The sequence below is a fragment of the Rubripirellula amarantea genome, from assembly GCF_007859865.1.
GTDB lineage: Bacteria > Planctomycetota > Planctomycetia > Pirellulales > Pirellulaceae > Rubripirellula > Rubripirellula amarantea.
The window spans coordinates 379,460-399,632 of sequence record NZ_SJPI01000001.1; the positions used below are offsets into that span (position 1 = coordinate 379,460).

Sequence of the window (20,173 nt, forward strand, 5' to 3'; positions counted from 1 at the left end):
CTCGTGCTTTCGTTTTCTATTGACCCCGTTCCAGTGAACCTATCCGTGGAAAAAGACAACGAAATCCGGTTCGAGCAAGACCGCGAGTTCATGAAGCTTGCCATCGACCTTGCCAAACATGGCGAAGGATCAGTCGAGCCCAACCCTATGGTGGGCTGCGTTTTGGTACGCGATGGCAAAGTGATTGGGCGGGGGTTTCACCGTGTCTTTGGTGGCCCGCACGCCGAAGTCGACGCAATCATGTCGTTGGCAAGCCAGGATCATGCACGCGGATCGACAGCCTACGTCTCACTTGAACCTTGCTGCCACCAAGGAAAAACACCACCATGCACCCGAGCACTCATTGCTTCGGGGGTCTCGCGAGTGGTGATCGCGATGAAAGATCCTTTTGCCAAAGTCGACGGCGGAGGAATTTCGGAACTGACGGACCATGGTATCGATGTCAGCGTCGGAGTGATGGAATCGGAAGCGACGCAATTGTTAGCTCCCTACCTAAAGCGAATTCGCACCGGCATTCCGTGGGTGATCGCCAAGTGGGCGATGACGATGGACGGCAAGATCGCAACGGTTGACCGGCAGAGCAAATGGATCACTGGCGATAACTCACGCGCTGAAGTCCACAGGCTTAGAAATCGTGTCGATGCAGTCATCGTTGGCATGGGAACCGTGGAAGCGGATGACCCCCAATTGACGACACGCCTGCCCGAAGGCGAAGCTCCCAAACGTACTGCTGTCCGCGTTGTATTGTGTCATCACAGGGTCCCTTCGATTGACTCGAAGCTCATTCAGACCGCGAATCAGACTGCGACGTTACTGCTCGTCTCGCGCGCCGTACCCACCTCAATGCTTGAAGACTTGCATGCGACGGCGGTCGAAATCGTGCAGCTCGATGCGGAGAACCGAAACGAAATTGTCATCGCTGCGCTGCAACATTTGGGCGAAAGAGGCTTCACGAACGTAATGATTGAGGGTGGCGGAGAGATTTTTTCAAGTTTTTTTTCCGTCGACCAAATCGACGAAGCACACGTTTTTGTTGGCCCTAAAGCCTTCGGTTCAGCGGCGGCTCCTGGCCCCATTTCCGGCGATGGCGTGAAAGAAGTTGCCCAAGCTTGGCAGTTCACGGTCGCGGACGTGCGTCAATTCGATGACGACGTACGCATCATTTACCGTAGGAAAAGCGATCCATTGCGCTGACTTCCACGAAGTTCCCCTTTTGCAAACTGCGCATTTTTGTCGATAACCTTCGTTGGACTCGTCGGCTTGCCCGATGAGGGCCGGCCTACGCGTTCACCTAAGCGTTTGCACCCATGCGTTGCGATTGATCATGTGCTGATCCATTGGCAACGCATCTCCCGCAAGATTCGGGGAAGGAACAGGGTACTGGTATGAGGTGGCGTTTGCTGTTTGCCTTAATCGGCTTGTCCATCACGGGCGTGTCATCTTTGGGACAAAGACCGCCTGAGGCTGAAGGTCTCCCCCCGCAACGACGGGACTCAGGTGACGGCGAGGAACTACACGCCGACTACTTCAAACCCTCGGGCGTCGTGCGTTTTCAACTTGTCCAAGCTCGGATCTGTTTGGATGCACCAAGGCATCGCAAAGGCTCACAAAGCCGTACCGAAAACCAGATCTACGAAAGTATCACGGTTACCGCCAATCGCGGCATTCCCTCAGTTCATTACATTTGCGAGACGCCTCAGCAGTCGATCACACTGCACGTTCAGGATGCACAGCACCTCAGGATCGAATCGCACATTTCAGATGACGGCAACGGCACCGCCCAACGTTGCGTCCTTGATCAGCCCGAAACCGGAATGATTACCCTGGCCATTGGTGACTTGACGTCGGAATCGGCGCAGTCCTATCAATCCAGCAACCTGCTGCATTTGCGCCTGCAAACACCGGAGATTTTCGACAAACACTTTGCTCGAGTGATTTCCAGGATGCTACATGGCGAGTCGCTCAAGCACCTTAGCGAGCGAACTCTGCAAGCCGTGATCGCCGAATCACGCCAGCCAATTGTTCTGAACCAGCAGCAAGTCGAAGCATTGATCCAGCAACTAGACCATCCACAGCGACGCAAGCGAGTCCAGGCCGAACGAGAACTGCTGAGTCACGGAACGTCAATCCTACCGATGCTTCATCAGTCGCTTGATCACGACCGACTTTCCGTTGAGCAACGATCTTGTATCAAAGCGATCCTGTCTCGACTGCGACCAACAACGCCGGATCGCCCTGCATCACTTGCGAAGATGCTGATCAACGATGCGTCATATTGGGAAGCCGTGATTCCTGAGCTTAGCTTTGTACAGCGAGAGATAGCTGACGCACGGTTTACATCTCTGGGTTGCGAAACCACGTTCATCAGCAACCCCGCTCCCAAGGCTCGACTGTCCGAAAGGTGAGTAGACACCGGTTTCGGCGAAGACAGGTATGATCACGTGGATAGAAATATCTTTGTGGTCAGACCAAAGTGTTCGGTGTTGCCTTGGCAATCCCAGCTAGTTGAATGAAACGTATCAGCAAGCCAACGCAGTAGAGAATTGACTCTGCCGCAGAATCAAAATCCACACGTGATGAGCGTCACGGCGAACTCTTGTTCTTCAGGTTCTTGTCCAGACGCTCTGCCATTTCTTTCGCTTTGCGATCTTCCTTTCGCTTCAACTTCTCGAAAGGATCGCTGTACTTGATCCACCAAGCCCATAGCTGTCGCAAATACTGCACTGCGTCCCTTTCCAAAGACATGATTCTCGGTCTAAATAGATCGGGCCAGAATTGAACTGACATATCGGGCCGACCTCGGTCCCGATGCTCACCAATACGCCGCCGATCTCTTGGCTGTTTCAAGCCACCAGTACTCAGGAGCCGGTTACACGTAACTCTCAGCACCGATTCGCGAAGACTTGACTCGAGAAGAGTCGAAGTCGGAGATTATCTTCGACGAAGACAATTTCATGGCAATCGCTAAACGCAAACCTTCAACGGATCTTACCGCGGTGTTCACATTTGCAGTTTGCTAACGCGATAGAGGCGCGTTGTAGAGGATTTCGAACAAGAAAATCCCAGAAGAATGCCCGTCGGAAAACTGAATGTTGTAGCCGTACTGCCCGACTGGCTGCATAGCCTCGATTCGCAACGGACGCGCCTCGGCGGCTGACAGGACAGGTAACAACATGGCGCTCTTTGGCTTCTCGGCATCGTTTTCGAGGGCTCGTTTTTTCTCTCGGCAAGTTGCACAAGGGCAGGCCTTACGAAGTTGATCGACTGTCCATCGCGTTACCTTTCCATCATTGAAATGAATCAGGATCACGTTGTTTCCATCTCGTTCAATTGATTCCGGCATGCAGCCTGCGGGCATGGACGTGTCGTCGGGATTGGCAGTGGGTTCAGACATATGTTGACTTGAAAGCGGCGAACGAGGGACACCTAATGTTTGGCATCGACGATTCAGACACCATTGGATCAAAGTTGTTGCTTTTTGACGACGGGCAGTTGTCGGCCACCATCAACGCAAATCCACCACACGCTTCGACTTGGCTTCAAAACGGGGCAATTCACCTACTGACAGCGATCGGACATCAATCCGCATCGCCAACCGTTCTCGCAACAATTGAGCTAACTTGGTTGCACTCTGAGTATTTCCTTCCAACCCCACCGACAATTGATCCATCTCATCGACGCGAGTGATCGTAATTTGAAATTCTGCAGATGGCTCTATTTCCCGAACGATTGCTTCGACGCTACTTGGAAACACGTTCACACCTCGAATAACGACCATGTCATCGGCTCTTCCCAACACGCCACCATCGAGCCAAAGATAAGGAATCGAATGTCCATGCTGTCGGAACGGACGCACGATATCACCGGTGCGATACCGGATTGCTGGTCCCCCATGTCGCCCCAAATTTGTTAGCACCAACTCACCTTCCTCGCCATCCTTACACGGATGCCCACTCGGATGCTGATCACTGATCTGCAACACTTCCGCAATGAACTCCGCTTCATTGACGTGCAACCCTTTGCCATCGTCACTACCAAAACCCCAAGCACCGACTTCGCTGCCACCAGCATGGTCAATGACCTTCGCCCCCCAGGTCTGTTTGATACGAGCGCGAACTGTTGGCAATGATCCGCCTGGCTCGCCCGCGACGATCACTCGCGTTACGGAACTGGAAACGAGATCAAAACCAATCTCATCGGCAACTTTCCCTAAGTGCAAGGCATAGGTGGGAGTGCAACAAACGATCGTGCATTTGTGATGCTCGATCATCTTTAAGCGAGACTCGCTTGATACGCCTCCACCGGGAACCACCAGTGCGCCTCGCTGAACCAAGGAGTCGTTGGCTGTCCAGAAGCCGATGAAGGGACCGAACGAAAATGCCATCAGGGCAACGTCCTCGGCATTCACATTCGCGGCATCAAGCACTGCATCCCAGCACCTCAACCACCATCGCCAATCTTCCAAGGTATCGAGAACCACCATGGGATGTCCTTGCGTACCACTGGTTTGATGCAATCGTGAGTAGTGATGCTTTGGCAAGTCAAAAATGCGTGCAGGCAATCCCGGCTTGGAACTCACCAGATCATCTTTGCACAACAGCGGCAGATCGATGAGCTGGTCCGGCGAGGTTAAAGGAAGCGACAATCCAGCGAATCGACTTTTGTAGAAAGGCCGTTGGATGGCTTTGCTCAACACCTCGTTCAAACGCATCAACTGACTGGTCTGGAGCTCGCTGAAGGTTGGAAAACCGGTACGTTCTTTGTGATCCGACAAGTCAATGTCCCGAAGTCAGGTGTGGAATGCGGATTGCGAATGTGAAGATCTCGTGATGCTCCTTTGCCCTCCTAATTTAACAGCAAGCCAGTTTGTTGACTGCTAGCCTAAGAAGGTGCCAAAACCCCTGCTTACTTGGCACCTAGTGCGGCCACTGAATTCGAAATGTTTTGAGGGGAGCGGAGGGGTCGCGACAGCAATTATGAAGAGTCTGTGAGCCCGCTAATTCGCTGTTGCATCACGTGCCGATGCCGTCAGAATCCCTGTCGTGCAAGGGACGCGATGAAGGAGTTTCAGAGCGGTGCCCTAGCGAGAACAACATGTCTGAACGAAGCATGCCGGCTCGGATCCCCACGCTTAACACCCGCCGTCGCGATTTACACGCGACACACAATGGCTTCACGCTCATTGAAATGCTGGTCGTTATTTCGATCATCGGCATCCTTGCTTCGTTGCTATTGCCGGCCGTTTCCAAGGCCCGAGAAGCCGCCAGAGCAGTGCAGTGCCAAAGTAACCTCAAGAACTTCGGTGTTGTGTTTGCCGCTTATTCCAACTCGGCTCCCGACGGGTCGTTTTGCAGTGGTGCATTCGATCTTAAGCGTGACGGTGTGCCCACGGAAATCGGATGGGTCGCTGACTTGGTAAACCGCGGAGTGCTCACGAGTGAGATGCGTTGCCCCAGCACAAGCGCCGAAACAAGCAGCGCTATTGAAGATTTGCTGACGCTTTCAACCTCTGAATTTCTAAAGGACGATTGCCATGATCGTTTGGGAGCCGAAACGTTTACTAATGAATTAGGGCAAACCGTCACCAACGTGTGTCGCAAAATAGCGGATGATTCGCTGGCCCCGTCCAGTACCGCGCGTGCCAATTTAATCAATGCAAAACTGCTCGAGCAGGGCTACAACACAAACTTCGCTGCATCGTGGTTTCTTGTTCGCAACGAACTTCGACTTGATGAGAACGGAAATCCAAAAGCGGGAGATTCCGCTTGCACGGACACGGACCCGAAAGGTCGAAACGTCACCCGCGGACCGCTCACGACGAAGGCACTCGATGGCGGTAAAGCTTCATCGAGTACCGTCCCATTCCTATGCGACGCCGCAGTTTCCGGGTTTCTATCCGCTCAAGTTGGCGAAATGGCCAGTGGAGCTTTTTATACGACATCGATCGTGGGCAGCCCGATTGGGAACACCGTCGAAGTCGACAACGATGCTGACGGCGTGCCTGAAACCACCAGCACTCACTTCATGGAACTACCGGTCATCGCCAGCGGAACCCCACGCGAAGGCGCAAGCGGTTGGCTCAAGACCTGGAACCACGACACACGTCAAGACTATCGCGGAATGCTGCCCGTTCACCAAGGAACCGCCAACGTTTTAATGGCTGACGGTTCAGTGCGAGGCATCATTGATATCAACAACGATGGCTTCATCAACAACGGCTTCGATGGCCCAGACGCAAGCGGATGGCCTGGGACCGCAACGATCTCGTCACCTTACTGGACCAACTCAAAAATCGAAGCCGAAACGCTGCAGCTCGCCAGCTACTTTTCTCTGCAATCCAAGGGCAGTGAAAACTAATGCGTGCACTTACCAAATCCATTCTCGTTCTTATTCCGATCTCGAAGATTGTTGATCGGATTCCGTCACTTAAGGGAGGAAAGCGACCTAACCAATTTCGACACCGATAAAGTTTAGGCCTGCGTTTGCGGTGGGTAGCTTTGAGGCTGAAGCAATCAGCATCAATGTAGGCACCGACAACGGCAAAGGAAGCACCAATCAATCTTGGTCTTATCAACCTTAAGAAAAAGTTCGGTCGCTTTCCAAGAAACCTCGCCCAGTAATCGCTAAGTCGAGCAATTGCCAAGTGAGGAAGCAATGAACGGGACTTCGATCCTGTTCTTTTAACGAAGTACAGCAGAGTGGGCAGCGAGAACGTAAACGGGTCAATGTAGACGCCACTCGCCACCACACTCCACCTAACTAGCCCCATTCTGACCGAAAACAGTGTTTTTCGTCCAGAGAAATCCAAGGAATTTACTTATGTCGCGTATGCGAAAAGCGGGTTTTACCCTCATCGAATTGTTGGTGGTTATCGCCATCATCGCCCTTTTGGCAGCTCTCCTCCTTCCAGCCATCACCAAGGCTCGTGAAGCTGCTCGTCAAGCACAATGCCAAGCCAACCTCAAGAACGTTGGTGTTGGTCTGTTCAAGTTCAGCAACCGTGACCCACAAACCCGCTACAGCTCGGGTGCTTCGGACTTCCGTCGTGACGGATGCATGGACACCTACGGCTGGGTTGCCGACATCGTTAACGTTGGCGATGGCAACATGAACGAGTCGCTTGACCCATCGAACCCACTCAAGGGTTCAGAAAAGCTTAACGACCTTCTTGGCCAAAACACTGACTCGTCCGACGGGAAAGACGGCGCTCCAGTATCGCGTCTGCGTGCTGGTGTTTGCGGCTCGGCGACGTTCCCAGGAACGACTATTACGGGCGGCGGAACGCGTTTTGCCGGAACCGGGAATGACACAACAGAGCGTGCTGAGTTGGTATCCCGCTACTTCCTGACCAGCGGTTACAACACCAACTATGCCGCTAGCTGGCACATGGTCCGTGGCATGATCAAAACCCAGAACCTAACGCCAGGCGTTAACGGTCCAGGTGGATTGCACAGCGCAGCCAACGCGCAGTTCAAGGGCCTTGGTGCCACAACCGGCCCTCTTACCGCCAGCGTGATGGACAAGAGCCGAGTCAGCAGCAGCAATGTCGGCATGGTCGGTTGTGCAGCGCCTGGCGACCTTGACGAAGCCATCCTTGATCTTGCGATTGCTCATGGTCCGGCTACCAGCCAGGAACTTTTCGCCAATGGTTCGACTGAGTCAGTGACCTACATCAATGCTGGTGACTTGCTGTCCGAAGCCTTCAACGATGGTCCTGCGTATGTTGACGCCACGGGCGACAACGTTCGTTTGCTTGCAGCAGGTCAGTCTTTGGTCAACCAAGTCAATTGCGAGCGTGGACAACCAACCACCGCATCGTGCCCAATGCCCACCGGACCTGTTGCCGGTAACGGCCAGGGTATCTACCTTCAAGACACTCGTGACTGGTTCGCCGTTCACCAAGGTAGCTTGAACCTTCTGATGGCCGACGGAAGCATCAAGACGTTCTTCGACCAAAACGGCGACGGCTTCTTGAATCCTGGCTTCGTTGTTAGCCCAGCGGCAGACGATATCGACGGAGTTGGATACTCAGACGGCACTCTCGAAATGGCTCGCGACGACTTCTTCGCGGGCATCTTCTTGAACGACGCGTACGTCAAGGGAATCTTCGAGGATTGATCTCGAAGTTTGAGTAGTCAGCTCGTCTGAGCAACTATTTAAAAAGTATCGCCTCCGCAGTTCGCAAGAGCTGCGGAGGTTTTTTATTCAAATTCGATTGAAGACTTCGACTTCTATCTCTAATTGAACCCGTGGAACCGTAGTGAAGCCAACGCTCTTATCAACATCGTCGTGTCTTGGCATTGTTCTCTTGTGGGTTACAGCCGTTCACTGCACAGGGATGGGTGGTGAATTCATTTTTGACGACAACACCTTGCTGCAAAATCCCTCGCTTCGCGACTTCTTCGGCTATGAATGGTTTCGCATCAAGCACCGACCAGTCGTCGCCGCTACCTTCGCAGCAAATTTTTCATTCGTCGGCGAAGAGCCACTCAGCTTTCACGTCGTCAACATAGCGGTTCATGTCGCGTCAGTTGGGTGCTTGTTCTTTTTGATCGAGCGGTCTTTATTGCTGTACCGGCCTGAGCTGCCTAACGTCCAGGCACAGATCATCGGATTAATTGCAGCGATGATTTGGGGGCTGCATCCGCTCTCGACCGCCGCTGTCGTGTATATCGTACAGAGAAGCGAAGCGATGGCATCGCTATTCATTATGATGACGCTGTTTTCATGGTCCAAAGCATTTGGACGGACTTCGAATGAGCAACTAAACGTATCGCACGAAACAAGTAATTCGCATGTGTGGTGGGCAATCATTTCCATCGGGACGGCTTATTTGGCTTACGGTAGTAAGGAACTATCTGCGGGGCTATGCGGCATCGTCATGTTGTACGACCGCACATTCATCGCCAAAGCTTGGCGTCCAATGAGCAGTCGCTGGCAGTGGTATTTGTTACTTGCGTTACCGCTAGCGATTGGTTGCTACCTGTTGCTGCCCGGAATGCTAAGTACTGATGTAGGACGGAATACAGTAGGGTTTCATCTGCCCGGCATGACGCCCTGGAGCTACTTGATGAGCCAGCCGTTTGTGTTTTTTCAGTATTTAAAACTAACGTTTCTCCCAATCAATCAGTCGCTTGATTACGGCTGGCTACCCTCGAAAGACTGGCGTGTTCAGGCATTCGGTTTACTCGGATGGCTGTTGATTATTTGTGCCGCTATAACCCTATGGCGTCGTTCGCGTGGCCTCGTATTTTGTCTCGTCGCCGCGATGATTGTTTTAGCGCCCACTTCGACGATCGTTCCGCTGCAAGACATTATTTTCGAACATCGGATGTACTTTCCGTTGGCATGTTTCGTAGCCGCCTTTGTGAGTTGGCTGGGGCTTCGTTCAAAATATTCGTGTCCGATAAATGTCGACAGGCCAGCATTTCAATCATGGCATCTGGTTGGGTTGCTTTTCATTCCACTATCGATTCTTTCCATCAATCGCAACATGGAGTGGTGGTCGGTACAGGGCATGTACGAAAACGACGTACGCAACAATCCGAACAATCCGCGGGCGATTGTGGCCGCTGCGGGCGCCGTCGAAGACGATTCAGTCGATCCCGAGCCGACACTTCAGAGTCTCCGAAAGGCGATAAAGATTTCGAATGACAGAGGCTACTTCTATGCCGGTACCGACTACAAATGGACACGGTATTTAGCCGATATCTTGTTCTTGACGCGACGTGGAAATGAAGCGAAACCGCACTACGAAGCGGCACTAAAAATGAGTTATGACGATTTGCAGCGAACGGAGATCTTATTCCAGCTTGCCATGATCGCCTCAATGGATGGACGCAACGCAGAGGCCGAGCGATTGTTTCAAGAGAGTTTGGCGGGGCATCCTCAAATTCGCAAAGACGTCGAAACGGTCTATGCAGAACATCGACGTCGCTTGACCGTGAAGGAAACGCCGGTTCGCGAGGTCATTCCGTGAGATCCGTTTGGATTGTGAGGGCCTATAGTGGGCTGCAGGTTCTGTTGCTGTTGGGGTGCGGTGCCAATCCATCGCCAATCCATCGCATCGACCAAGCTGCGACCGTGAAGATTCAGGCCACGAGTAACACGCCGATCCATTCAGAAGCTAGTAGCGACACGAAGCATCCGGCAAACTGGCCTGCTCTCTTTGGAGCTGATCGGACCAGCCACACGTCTTTTCCACTCACCCCGACTTGGACAAGCGAAGGTCCACCGCTGATTTGGGAAGTCGAAGTTGGTACCGGATACGGTAGCCCGGTGACGGCGGACGGCAAGGTGATCGTGAACTACCGCGACGGTGACGAAGAGTTCGTTCAGTGTCACGACGTGGAAACGGGCGAGCAGATTTGGCAACATCGCTATCCGACCGCGGCTGTTTGCGAGTTTGAATACAGCGACGGTCCCTACAGCACTCCGATTATCGACGAAACGTCCGGTCGTGTTTTTAACGTTGGCGCACAAGGACAAATGCAATGCTTGGAACTCGATTCGGGTAAGGAGATGTGGTCACGAGATCTGCATCAGGAGTACGACGTCGACGCCGATATCTTTCCCGTGGGAGCGAGTCCGATTTTGGATCGAGACTCGTCACATGAGGGCGGTCAATTGATCTTCAACCTGGGTGCTATCAGCACCGTAGCCGGAATCGTGTCGCTCGATGCCCGGACGGGGGAGACGATCTGGCAAGCCACCGATCACGGTCCCAGCTACGCAACGCCTGTTGTTGCCCGCATTCACGATCAGCGTTTCGCCTTTGTCTTGACCGACTTCGGGCTGGTTTGCCTTGATCCTGATACCGGCAAAGTCGACTGGGAATTCGAATATCGCCGCCGTGGCGACCTGACGCGCAACGCGACCTCGCCGCTCGTGCATGGCAATCATGTTCTCGTTGTCTGCAGTGGTCTCGGCGCGCTGGACATCGAAGTCATGCCTGACCGCAGTTACCGCGAACATTGGCGTGACCGACGCTCCATCGATTCCCAGTACAACACGTTGATCCTGGGTGATGATCACGTTTACTCGTTCACATCGGGTGGCCAGGGCGGAGCTGAGTTCCGCTGCGTCGATTTGACTGACGGCAAGATCACTTGGAAATACCACAGTGTGCTCAAGCGAGGGATGGGTTTTGCCACTGAGAACAGCATTATCTTGCTGGGGGAAAAAGGACACCTCGCGTCGATGGTCAAAACGCCACAAGATCCGGAAGTCATCTCGTTCACTCGATCGCCACTGATGGCCGAGCCCTGCTACTGCAGCCCGGCATTTTATGGAGACATGCTATTCCTTAAAGACGAGCAACGGCTGGCAGCGTTCCGTTTACGAGAATGAAGAGTTGATGAAGACCCTAGGATTTCAGCAGGCTTTGCGTGAGAATGTGCGGACGCTAAGCGATTGCTTGTCATCGAAGCCGCAAAGTCTCGACTGCGTTTTCTTCCCGCGAATTGTCACACCGATTTCCGATTTACCAATCCCGTTTTCATGAATCCATTCACACGTAACTTAGTTCTGATGGTCACCGGCTTTGCGGGCCTTTTTGTTGTCGGCGTCGCCCTTTCGCTATCGGTCGGCTACAAGCCGTATGGCGTGCCGGATAGCCGTCGTGAGGAATACGAGAACAAAATTGCGGAGATCAAACTCAAGCGAGAGTTGTTATCCAACCCTGATGCGACCAATGCGCCGCTCGCGGTCGTCCGTGAAACCACTCACGACTTTGGCTTGCTTGACCCGCACACGACGATGACTCATTCGTTCACCATTTCCAACGAGGGCACGGATCCACTTGCAGTTGAAGTGCTGGGTACAAGTTGCAAATGCACAACGGGAAAGTTGACGGATGGTTTACTCGAACGTGGCGAATCAACCGAAATCACTCTGGAATGGAACACGGGATACGAGGACGAGTCGTACGAACAGAACGCGGTCGTCAAGACGAGCGATCCGCTTAATCGAGAAATCACGCTCACGGTGAAAGGCACCGTACGGACCAAACTCGCCATGCCCGAGGCGATAGGACTACCGAATTCGGATCCGCTTAAGACGGTAGCAACCTCTTTTATCGTTCACAGCCAGTTGTACGAAGATTTCACAGTGAGTGACGTCCGTAGCGAGGGCTTGAAGGAATTCACATGGCGAGCCGAACCAACATCGACGAACATCGCCGAGCTTGGTGACGCCAATGCTCGGGCGGCTTGGCGCGTGACCATTGAAACGGTGGCATACGATTACGGAAAGTATGGTGGCTCGCTGGAAGTTGATGTAGAGCCAGCGGGCGGAGAAGAAAAGATTACGCGTGAAGTGAAAGTCGAAGGCAAAGTTCGCGTTCCAATCGCGTTTAAAAGTCCGATGCTCCATAGGACTGAGGGCCTGAATTTCGGCACCGTCAATTCGGGCAAGGAGCATGTCTATCACGTTGGCGTTCAGGTCCGCGGCAAGCAACCTGAAAAGCTTGCCGTCTTAGATATCGAACCGAAGGAATTGACGGCGTCGATCGAGCCAACAAGTATTGAAGGCAAGTATCGATTGACGATCACCGTCCCTGCCGATTGCCCCAACGTCATGTTTAATCGCAAGGACAAGCACGGCTATGTTCACGTTGGCGACCCAGACAATCCAGAGTTTATGAACTGGTTTCCCATGTATGGCGGCGTCGCAGTTTTGGAATAAAATTGCGGATTCAGCGGTTCTTGTTGTACCGAAACTCCAGCAGGTCTTGCTGCGAACGGCTCAACAGCGGATGGCTAGCACGACGGTAGATGGAAACGCGTTTTTCTAAGAACCATTCTTTCCAAGGTACATAGGGTTCGATCTCTGCAAGCGCCTCAATGGTCTGTTCGCGGCTTAGGCTTTCGGAGACCACGTAACGAGACAGCAAACGTTTGTCTTCAAAACTTTTGATCGCGAAGTGAGAATCCAGCGACTTGAAGACGGCCTCCGCATTCGGTTTGTCTTGCTCGGCCAAACTGATTGCGACGCGAAAGAGTCCGTCGGCCAACGATCTCAAAATCCAGGGATCAGTCTTTGAACGGTCTAACGCAAGCAGGCAACTTTCGAGTGCTTCTTTCGTCATGCCTTGTCTTTGCCATCCAATCGCTTCGACGCACAACGCCTCTGTTTCATTTCTTTCTCGGATCTTGGCAAGTAAAACCGCAGCGACTGGCTTTCCAACTTCGGCTCTCGCGTGTGCCACCACCACCGACTCAGTCCAACAGTCGTCATTGATCGAGATTTGCTCAAAGGTATCTACGGCGATCTGGTAGCGTCCATCCAAATAGGCATTCATGGCGAGCGCTCGTTGAATGTCTTGACTGATGTCAGCGTTATCGTTCTTACTCGACGCAGTTATGCCGGAATCGGCACTGACTTCACCGCCCAGGTGCAGATTCATCGCCAAACGGCGTTGACGGATGACCGCGAGTTCGTCATCCGTGACAGGAAAGGGACTGCGGTCATCGAGCTTATTTGCTAAGACAGTCAGATCATCCACGGAGAAGCGGACGTCTTTGCCGACGCTTTTGGCAAACGCATACTCTAAAACGTTGCGGTCGTCATGATTAAGTTCCCGAGGACGTTCTCGCAGTAGGTCGTCGATGGTCGTTTCGGTGCAAACGAAATGCGCTAGCACACCAAGCCGATCATTTGTTCGCCATGCCTTGCCCATTCCATCGCTAATTTCGGGTTGCTGCAGTGAGTTCGTGAGCGTCTCTTTACTGAAACCTTTCCATGCTGTTTCCGCTCCCGCAACAAAAACCAAGTCGCGAGATTTGGACTGCCAGACCTGAACTCGCGGAAACACCGATCGCAGTGTAGCCATCACGATCTCGACCGTTCGCAAGTCCACTTCGTAGGCTTGTAGCCATTGCAGGAATAATCCGTCGCTCGTCAGTCGCTCAGAAGCTGAAGCGTAAAATTCATGCGTGTAAAGATTCGCGATTCCCGCCCGGTAAGGATTCGACGGTTCAGAAACGATCAAGTCATACCGGCGATCTGCGGTTAACAGGAACTCACGAGCATCCTCGAAGTGAACTTGAATCTTGGGATGGTTCATCACGTCATGGTTCACCGAAGAACAAAGCCGAGCCATCTCAGTAACCGTCGGCTCGAGTTCGACGACGTCAACGGACCTCAGACTCGAAACATGCGCCATCCAGCCTGCTGATTCCCCTGTTCCCAAACCAATGACCAATCCCGTTTGCGGCTCAGGATGAATAAGCGTTCCCAGCAACCCAAGGCCAATTTGCGTGCCCGCATCCGAAATCGCGTTTCCATCTACTTTGCCATTGACGATAAAGGACAACCCATCAGTCGCAGAAATTGCTACACTCGATTCGATGCCTTCGGCTTCCCAAATGATCCGGCGCTTCATTTGATTTGCGAAATCACGTTGCTCATTTGCACCCCGCCCCTCCATCACCGCACGTCCCGCGCCGATTCCCGAATGGCGCCACACGGCTGTTGGGCCCGCGGCGCTAACGAAGTAAATCGCGATCAGGCACAATGCGAAGGTAGCCAGCGTTGGAAAGCTAATCCAACTTATCGCTTTGACGTTATCGTTTTGCGGATCTTTGACTTGCGAATCTCTCGAGGTGAAAGCTCCCAACCACAAACTGACGCCAAGCAGGATCAACATCACGACTGATGTCTTCCACAATCCCGGTGCGGTCAAAAGTGGCAACAAGACAAAGCCGCCTGCGATTGAACCAACGATGGCTCCGGCGGTGTTCCAGGCAAATGTTCGACCAAGCTGGCTGCCAACATGATCGCGTCCTCGTCCCACGCACGCGATCAGCAACGGAAACTGAAACCCCGACACAACGGCGGCTGGGCCTATCACTATCGACGTCACGCAGAACCAGTTCCAGACTTGTTGTGAAAAGTTTTCCAGCGGAACCCGGCCTTGCTCGAGCACCCAAAACGCGATGTCATCGCCGTACCAATACGGCAGGGCGATGACAGCGGCTTCCAAAGAACAAATCGCCGCCAGCCAGGTCAGCGACGGAGTGATCCAGCGTGACGCCACGCTGTAAACAGCTCCCCCGATTCCAATCCCTAACAAGGCCGTGCAAAGTATTAGCCCGAACGTGTAAGTCGTTCCTCCCAAAAGCGGCCCAAGCATTCGGTACCAAACGATTTCCATCAAAAAGAAAACACATCCCACCGTGGCGGAAGAGGCATAGATTAACCAAGCCTGAGGTAGCGCTGCCGGTTCATGGTTCGATGCTTTCTTGCCTTGATCCAACGGCAACGAAGACACGTTCTCGCCTAGATCCAACTTCGAAGAGAGCCTTGACGAGTAGCACCATGCAGCAAGCGACAGCAGCAGATTAACGACACAGGCCGACCAAAGTAGCGTGCGATTACCAAGCCACTCCAGCAACATAAAGTTTCCGATCGCGGCGCCAACAACGGCACCTATGGTGTTGAGTCCGTAGAGCAGTGCGAGGCCACTTCGTTTCGTATCGGATTGACGCGATACCGCGCGAGCGGTCGCTGGCAGCGTGCCTCCCATCAGGAAAGTGGGAACGGCTAAGACGATCACAGAACCTGCAACTCGCATCACCGTAGCCAGTGTACTGCCCAGTGCGGCTTGCCCACCCGCACCGACATAAGCGGTGCGAATAAGATCTACTAAGAACGGACTGATCGCGGCTGTGATCGAAATTCCGGCTTCAAGCGATGCATAAAACCGAAGGGGAGTGGACGAACGATCGACGCGTCGGCCGAAAAACAGGTTGCCAAACCCCAAGCCACCCATGAAGATTGCCAATACCGCCGCGGATGCTGACGTTGACGCGCCAAAGATCAGACGTAGTTCGCGAATCCAAACCATTTGAAAAATTAACGCGCAACTGCCTGACATGAACAACAGGCAAGCCAGCGGCAAAACCGGCGCTAAACGTTCGGTACCGCTGGTCGTCAAATTCTTTATAAAGCTCAACATTCGCTCACCGGGTCATAGATCTCGTTTCGATTTAGAACCAAATCTAACATCGGGCGAAGCGATTCAGCAGGCCTAGTCACTACTCTCACTCGCAATCTTCATGAGGCATTGTGCAGCCAACGCTAAGTTCGGTCAGTCAACTAGTGAAGCAAAGTCGTTCGCGAAAAAGAGTTCCGCAGAAACCAGTTGCTAAGACTCGTCGTCAAGGCTTGTCTTCTCAGACTCTTCCAGGACGCAGTGACTTTCGCAGGGGCAACCACGGTTATGCCCCTCCAAGCCCGACAAGTTTCCGGCAAGCGAATCAGGGATGAATTTGCCAATTTGCTGGCTCAGCGAGGGCGATGCGTAGAGCGTTGCGTTGAACAACAGCAAAGCAACGACAATCGTGCCCAAAGCCCACTTCATTACCCGGTGCGAACGACTACATCCGCACGCCTCAAGTGTGTCCGAAGATGCTCGATCGAGCGACTCGCTCGTTTCAACGGATGAGTTTGACGAGTCCACTAACGCGGGTAAGTAAGGATTTTCCATCGCAGAGTTTCTCCAGCAAGAGATAGGGAGAATGAGGCTTGTGAATGAGGTTTGGGACCGCGATCGGCGACCAAAGCGTTTTACCGGACATCAACGTTTAATGCAGCTTCAACGGTCGCATCCGTCGATGAATTTCCGCTCACTGTTTCTACATCAACTCTTCATCAAGATCGAAAGCAATGGAACAAAAAATAGCCACGAACGTGTTTCGCATGGCAGGCGAAGTTTCTAAAAAGTGATTCCGTGACTCAGGAGTTCGTCTGGTTGCCGAGTTCGCAAATTTAGTCGACGTTGATCGCCAATCCTGAAAGCAAGACGCTTCTGGCAATTTCTCCCGGTGCGAATTCTTGAGCAACGCAGTAATCATCGCCATCGAGTGTCCGCACTGTCACTGGCAACTCTTCGGGAACAGAGCAAAGAGAATCAATACAAACCACAACTACCCCACAACCGAACGAGAGCTCGAACAGGGCGAAGACAAGGTCACACCAGAAGGCTTCATCTGCGGCCACGACGACACAATTGGTTCGAGGCCCACTCACCATCGCTACGGCGTGATCGAAGCCGTCGACCATTTTTGTGTAGAACATACCTGGCAATTTGCCTTTCTCAGCCACGAACCCAACCGGAACCTGAGTTTCGCTCTCGCTAGGTTCACCTGAATTACCATGCGTTCATCTAGTGCAGCCGAACGATTCAAACCAAGTGGACCCCACTAAAAAACAAACCCCATCAGGTCGAACACGCCCTCTTGTTATTGCGTCCTTTTTTGATCCAAGCGACGGCGAGCACTGGTGCTCGAAGGAAATACCTGGCAAAACAGGAAATCCGGCGTCTCCATTGAAACTGTGGTGGGCGGGTAAGCACGCTCTGTAACCGCGTAAGATGACGATGCCTAGAAATTTGGCTTTCAATGGAACCAAAGGGAAGACGCACCGAGCGAGAAACGCCGTTCGCAACTGCCTGTGAATGACATACTTCGCGAGCGAACAAAGTTCGAAAATTACCTGCAACGGAAAAGATGATGAGCATTCTTCATATGGCGTACCGCCAACTGGTTCGAGGTCTTCAACGTTTTCAGCACCAACCGCCTCCGGGCATCAACGTTCCGCAGCCACTTCTAGACGACACGAAACTAGTCACGGATCGCCTTGAGATGCTTCGCCGACTTCCCAAGGGAGGCCGCGTGATGGAATGTGGTGTGGACGAGGGCAAGTTCTCGCGACAAATTTTGGACCTCTGCCAACCGGATGAATTGATCTTGGTTGATACTTGGGGTAGCAGCCGATTCTCGTCGGCTAAGCTGCATTGCATTGAGCAAGATTTTGCGGGGGAGATCGCATCGGGTCAGGTGCGAATCGAGCGATCGCTTTCTACCGATGCGCTCGCAAACGTCGACGACGCCTCGCTGTGTTGGGTATACATCGACACCAATCACAACTACCCAACCACGAAAGCCGAACTTGAACTTGCTAGACTAAAAGTCAAACCCGATGGCCATATATGTGGGCACGACTACACGATCGGAACCTGGGAGTCCTACACACGATTCGGCGTCGTAGAAGCGGTGAATGAGTTCTGCGTCAATCACCAATGGCGAATCGATATGCTAACCCACGAACCACGTCGCCACTTGAGTTTTGCATTGCAACAATCCGGCATTCCCGATTCAACGGGAACGGCAGCCTTCACCCAGTCGAGTTGATCGAACCTCATGGAAAGTGAATCCTACGCATTTGTTGAACGCCACCAGTGCCCGGTATGCAACTCACAAAACCAAGAGACGATTTTTCAAGAACCGTTTGTCTCGGGCGCGACTTGGCATTTTTTGGAGAGCTACTATAGAGGTCGAATCACGAAAGCGGCACTCAGAAATGGTGTCTATACGATCAAACAATGCATTGATTGTTCGTTTTGCTTTCAGTCGCAAGTGCTTGGTGACCATGGGATGCAAACACTGTACGAAGAATGGATCAGCCCGGCCGAAAGTCGTGAGAAACAGCGTCTCAGCGGCGACAACGATTCTGTCGCCATCGCCACTCAGGTACAGACGCTTGCCCGGTTGCTCGGTCGTCCTCCGTCGGAATGCAGCGTCCTGGATTTTGGGATGGGTTGGGGGCATTGGTGCCAAATGGCCGGCGCGCACGGTTACCAAGCCTTTGGTTTGGAATTGTCAGAACAACGGATCGCGGCAGCCCAGGAAAACGGGGTTCAGGTGATTCGAGATCTCGAAACTTGCGACAGAAATTTTGACTTTGTCAATTGCGAACAAGTGCTCGAGCATGTCTCTGATCCTGTCGGCACACTTAAGACGATATGCCAAATCTTACGGCCAGGCGGTTACACGCGGATTTCGGTCCCCAACGGCAGGCAGTTGCCAGATCAAATCCGTCAAGGAACGTGGAAACCCTCAAAGGATTCGATTCATCCTCTCGAGCACATCAACAGCTTTTCTAACTTGACGCTGAAACTCGCTGCCAAACACGCTGGCCTAGAGTTTATCCGACAACCCATTCTTCAATATCCAACATCTTCTTCCCTGGGGATTCTCCGAAATCGAATTTTGCCGATTCATTTGGCTCGACGCTCGACCAATCTCTATTTTCAACACGCTGGCTAAGACCTGACGAGAGTCCGAGAAGACCGGATTTAGACATTCTCGTCGAGTAACGCGTTACTCATTTAGTTTGGTTTGATTGGGCTGGTGAATAGTTCTTCTGTGGCGTCTCTTGCCGTCTAGGTACTGCAACAACCTAAACAGTCAACCAGCAGAGGTTCGCTATCGAGTAAGCCTGTACGTCAGGCAAAGGTAGCGAGAGCGGCGCTCAAGATGACGGCCCCCATCACGTCATCGCAACACTTGGTGAAATCCACTCGGAACCAAATGTTGATTCGGGTAAATGCCGGCAACTTCGAAAGATGATCGCGTAAGCGATCGTTCCAAGCCCCAGCGCGCAGGAGAACAGTGTCGTTCGATGCTCCGACCATCTATGGCTACGCTGAGCATTGTGTTCTCGGGTCATCATTGACTCTTCGTTGCTACTACGTGAAAACCACTGGCATAGGCGTCGGAGCTAACGATGCGGTCCAACAGCCACAATGCGGGATATGCCATGACCGCTAGGCAAAGCAATATGCGGCCAATGCATTTGTCAACCAAATTCGGTTGGAATGCCAGTCGTAAAAGTGGCGTCAACGACGCCGTCACGTAGCCGCCTCTTGGGACGATGTCGACGGCTTCAAAACTGGCGAGCAAATGTTTGAGCGAGAACGGGGTGAATCGCCAGTAATCGTGGGGCGCCAGATGGATTTCGATGGCGTAGGGGACGGAAAGATACAGCTTGCCACCGGGTTGAAGGACACGATGAAGTTGATGTACCGCCGTTGCCGGATCGGGGACATGCTCAAGGACTTCGATCATGAACACAGTCGCAAAGGATTCCGCTTCGGTGTGCTGATCAAGCTTGCAAACGTCCGCAACGATATCGGGTCCGTACTCCGGATCAAAATCAACCGTCTTGAAATCACCGTGCTCGATGATTCTGCCAATGATCCCACCGGCGCCCACGTTCAAAATCGGCTCTACAGCCTCTTTCCGCTGCTCCCGTACCCAACGATGCAAGCCAGGTCGCGAAAACATGCAGCAGGCATACCAGCAAACCTTGCGAATTGCAAAACGAACCT

At 52.8% G+C, this 20,173-nt stretch carries 16 protein-coding genes; 9 read left to right on the plus strand and 7 right to left on the minus strand.

The window, feature by feature from the left end:
• Positions 1–33: 33 nt before the first annotated feature.
• The gene (ribD, locus tag Pla22_RS01450; protein WP_242631733.1) at positions 34–1,194 is read left to right on the plus strand and encodes a bifunctional diaminohydroxyphosphoribosylaminopyrimidine deaminase/5-amino-6-(5-phosphoribosylamino)uracil reductase RibD; all 1,161 of its coding nucleotides are present in this window, start codon (positions 34–36) and stop codon (positions 1,192–1,194) included.
• 143 nt (positions 1,195–1,337) lie between these two features.
• Positions 1,338–2,405, plus strand: coding sequence for a hypothetical protein (locus tag Pla22_RS01455; protein WP_165440468.1), 1,068 nt, complete (start codon positions 1,338–1,340; stop codon positions 2,403–2,405).
• Between the two features lie 178 nt (positions 2,406–2,583).
• Here Pla22_RS01455 and Pla22_RS25125 read toward each other — a convergent pair whose 3' ends face one another.
• The 3 genes from Pla22_RS25125 to Pla22_RS01465 all read right to left on the minus strand — a co-directional run bounded on the left by Pla22_RS25125 (position 2,584) and on the right by Pla22_RS01465 (position 4,711).
• Positions 2,584–2,745, minus strand: a complete 162-nt coding sequence (locus Pla22_RS25125; RefSeq protein WP_165440469.1) for a hypothetical protein — start codon at positions 2,743–2,745, stop codon at positions 2,584–2,586.
• Between the two features lie 271 nt (positions 2,746–3,016).
• Entirely contained in the window at positions 3,017–3,394 is a 378-nt protein-coding gene (locus Pla22_RS01460; protein ID WP_242631734.1) for a DUF971 domain-containing protein, read from the minus strand.
• A gap of 111 nt (positions 3,395–3,505) precedes the next feature.
• Positions 3,506–4,711: a phenylacetate--CoA ligase family protein gene (locus Pla22_RS01465; protein ID WP_146513008.1), complete on the minus strand. Its 1,206-nt coding sequence runs from the start codon at positions 4,709–4,711 to the stop codon at positions 3,506–3,508.
• 383 nt (positions 4,712–5,094) lie between these two features.
• Here Pla22_RS01465 and Pla22_RS01470 point away from each other — a divergent pair, with 383 nt between their 5' ends.
• From Pla22_RS01470 to Pla22_RS01485, 5 genes are all read left to right on the plus strand, one after another.
• Positions 5,095–6,357 carry a DUF1559 family PulG-like putative transporter gene (locus Pla22_RS01470; protein WP_390620234.1) on the plus strand — a complete coding sequence of 421 codons (1,263 nt, stop codon included), beginning with the start codon at positions 5,095–5,097 and terminating at the stop codon, positions 6,355–6,357.
• A 462-nt stretch (positions 6,358–6,819) separates the two neighbouring features.
• A complete protein-coding gene (locus Pla22_RS01475) occupies positions 6,820–8,118 on the plus strand; it encodes a DUF1559 family PulG-like putative transporter (protein ID WP_242631735.1) in 1,299 nt (432 codons plus the stop codon).
• A gap of 190 nt (positions 8,119–8,308) precedes the next feature.
• On the plus strand, positions 8,309–9,979 hold the full coding sequence (locus Pla22_RS25130; protein WP_165440470.1) for a tetratricopeptide repeat protein: 1,671 nt from the start codon (positions 8,309–8,311) through the stop codon (positions 9,977–9,979).
• Positions 9,976–11,349 (plus strand): PQQ-binding-like beta-propeller repeat protein, encoded by a 1,374-nt coding sequence (locus Pla22_RS01480; protein ID WP_165440471.1) that lies wholly within the window; start codon positions 9,976–9,978, stop codon positions 11,347–11,349. The genes Pla22_RS25130 and Pla22_RS01480 overlap by 4 nt, the downstream gene beginning before the upstream one ends.
• Before the next feature lie 150 nt (positions 11,350–11,499).
• Complete coding sequence (locus Pla22_RS01485) at positions 11,500–12,684, plus strand: DUF1573 domain-containing protein (protein WP_146513010.1); 1,185 nt, start codon at positions 11,500–11,502, stop codon at positions 12,682–12,684.
• A 10-nt stretch (positions 12,685–12,694) separates the two neighbouring features.
• On the opposite strand, the gene Pla22_RS01490 is transcribed toward Pla22_RS01485, so the two are convergent.
• From Pla22_RS01490 to Pla22_RS01500, 3 genes are all read right to left on the minus strand, one after another.
• Entirely contained in the window at positions 12,695–15,958 is a 3,264-nt protein-coding gene (locus Pla22_RS01490; RefSeq protein WP_146513011.1) for a fused MFS/spermidine synthase, read from the minus strand.
• 189 nt (positions 15,959–16,147) lie between these two features.
• Positions 16,148–16,489, minus strand: a complete 342-nt coding sequence (locus Pla22_RS01495; RefSeq protein WP_146513012.1) for a hypothetical protein — start codon at positions 16,487–16,489, stop codon at positions 16,148–16,150.
• Between the two features lie 281 nt (positions 16,490–16,770).
• Positions 16,771–17,079 carry a hypothetical protein gene (locus Pla22_RS01500; RefSeq protein ID WP_165440472.1) on the minus strand — a complete coding sequence of 103 codons (309 nt, stop codon included), beginning with the start codon at positions 17,077–17,079 and terminating at the stop codon, positions 16,771–16,773.
• Between the two features lie 434 nt (positions 17,080–17,513).
• Here Pla22_RS01500 and Pla22_RS01505 point away from each other — a divergent pair, with 434 nt between their 5' ends.
• Both Pla22_RS01505 and Pla22_RS01510 read left to right on the plus strand, forming a co-directional pair.
• A complete protein-coding gene (locus Pla22_RS01505) occupies positions 17,514–18,194 on the plus strand; it encodes a class I SAM-dependent methyltransferase (RefSeq protein ID WP_165440473.1) in 681 nt (226 codons plus the stop codon).
• A gap of 243 nt (positions 18,195–18,437) precedes the next feature.
• Positions 18,438–19,109, plus strand: coding sequence for a class I SAM-dependent methyltransferase (locus Pla22_RS01510; RefSeq protein WP_165440474.1), 672 nt, complete (start codon positions 18,438–18,440; stop codon positions 19,107–19,109).
• A gap of 402 nt (positions 19,110–19,511) precedes the next feature.
• Here Pla22_RS01510 and Pla22_RS01515 read toward each other — a convergent pair whose 3' ends face one another.
• Entirely contained in the window at positions 19,512–20,129 is a 618-nt protein-coding gene (locus tag Pla22_RS01515; protein WP_165440475.1) for a class I SAM-dependent methyltransferase, read from the minus strand.
• Positions 20,130–20,173: the final 44 nt, after the last annotated feature.

Coding starts and splice junctions, on each gene's coding strand:
- Pla22_RS25125 (WP_165440469.1), bottom strand. CDS start 2,745: ATGTCTTTGGAAAGGGACGCAGTGCAGTATTTGCGACAGCTATGGGCT.
- Pla22_RS01460 (WP_242631734.1), bottom strand. CDS start 3,394: ATGTCTGAACCCACTGCCAATCCCGACGACACGTCCATGCCCGCAGGC.
- Pla22_RS01465 (WP_146513008.1), bottom strand. CDS start 4,711: ATGCGTTTGAACGAGGTGTTGAGCAAAGCCATCCAACGGCCTTTCTAC.
- Pla22_RS01470 (WP_390620234.1), top strand. CDS start 5,095: ATGTCTGAACGAAGCATGCCGGCTCGGATCCCCACGCTTAACACCCGC.
- Pla22_RS01475 (WP_242631735.1), top strand. CDS start 6,820: ATGTCGCGTATGCGAAAAGCGGGTTTTACCCTCATCGAATTGTTGGTG.
- Pla22_RS01485 (WP_146513010.1), top strand. CDS start 11,500: ATGAATCCATTCACACGTAACTTAGTTCTGATGGTCACCGGCTTTGCG.
- Pla22_RS01490 (WP_146513011.1), bottom strand. CDS start 15,958: ATGTTGAGCTTTATAAAGAATTTGACGACCAGCGGTACCGAACGTTTA.
- Pla22_RS01495 (WP_146513012.1), bottom strand. CDS start 16,489: ATGGAAAATCCTTACTTACCCGCGTTAGTGGACTCGTCAAACTCATCC.
- Pla22_RS01500 (WP_165440472.1), bottom strand. CDS start 17,079: ATGTTCTACACAAAAATGGTCGACGGCTTCGATCACGCCGTAGCGATG.
- Pla22_RS01505 (WP_165440473.1), top strand. CDS start 17,514: ATGAGCATTCTTCATATGGCGTACCGCCAACTGGTTCGAGGTCTTCAA.
- Pla22_RS01510 (WP_165440474.1), top strand. CDS start 18,438: ATGCAAACACTGTACGAAGAATGGATCAGCCCGGCCGAAAGTCGTGAG.
- Pla22_RS01515 (WP_165440475.1), bottom strand. CDS start 20,129: ATGTTTTCGCGACCTGGCTTGCATCGTTGGGTACGGGAGCAGCGGAAA.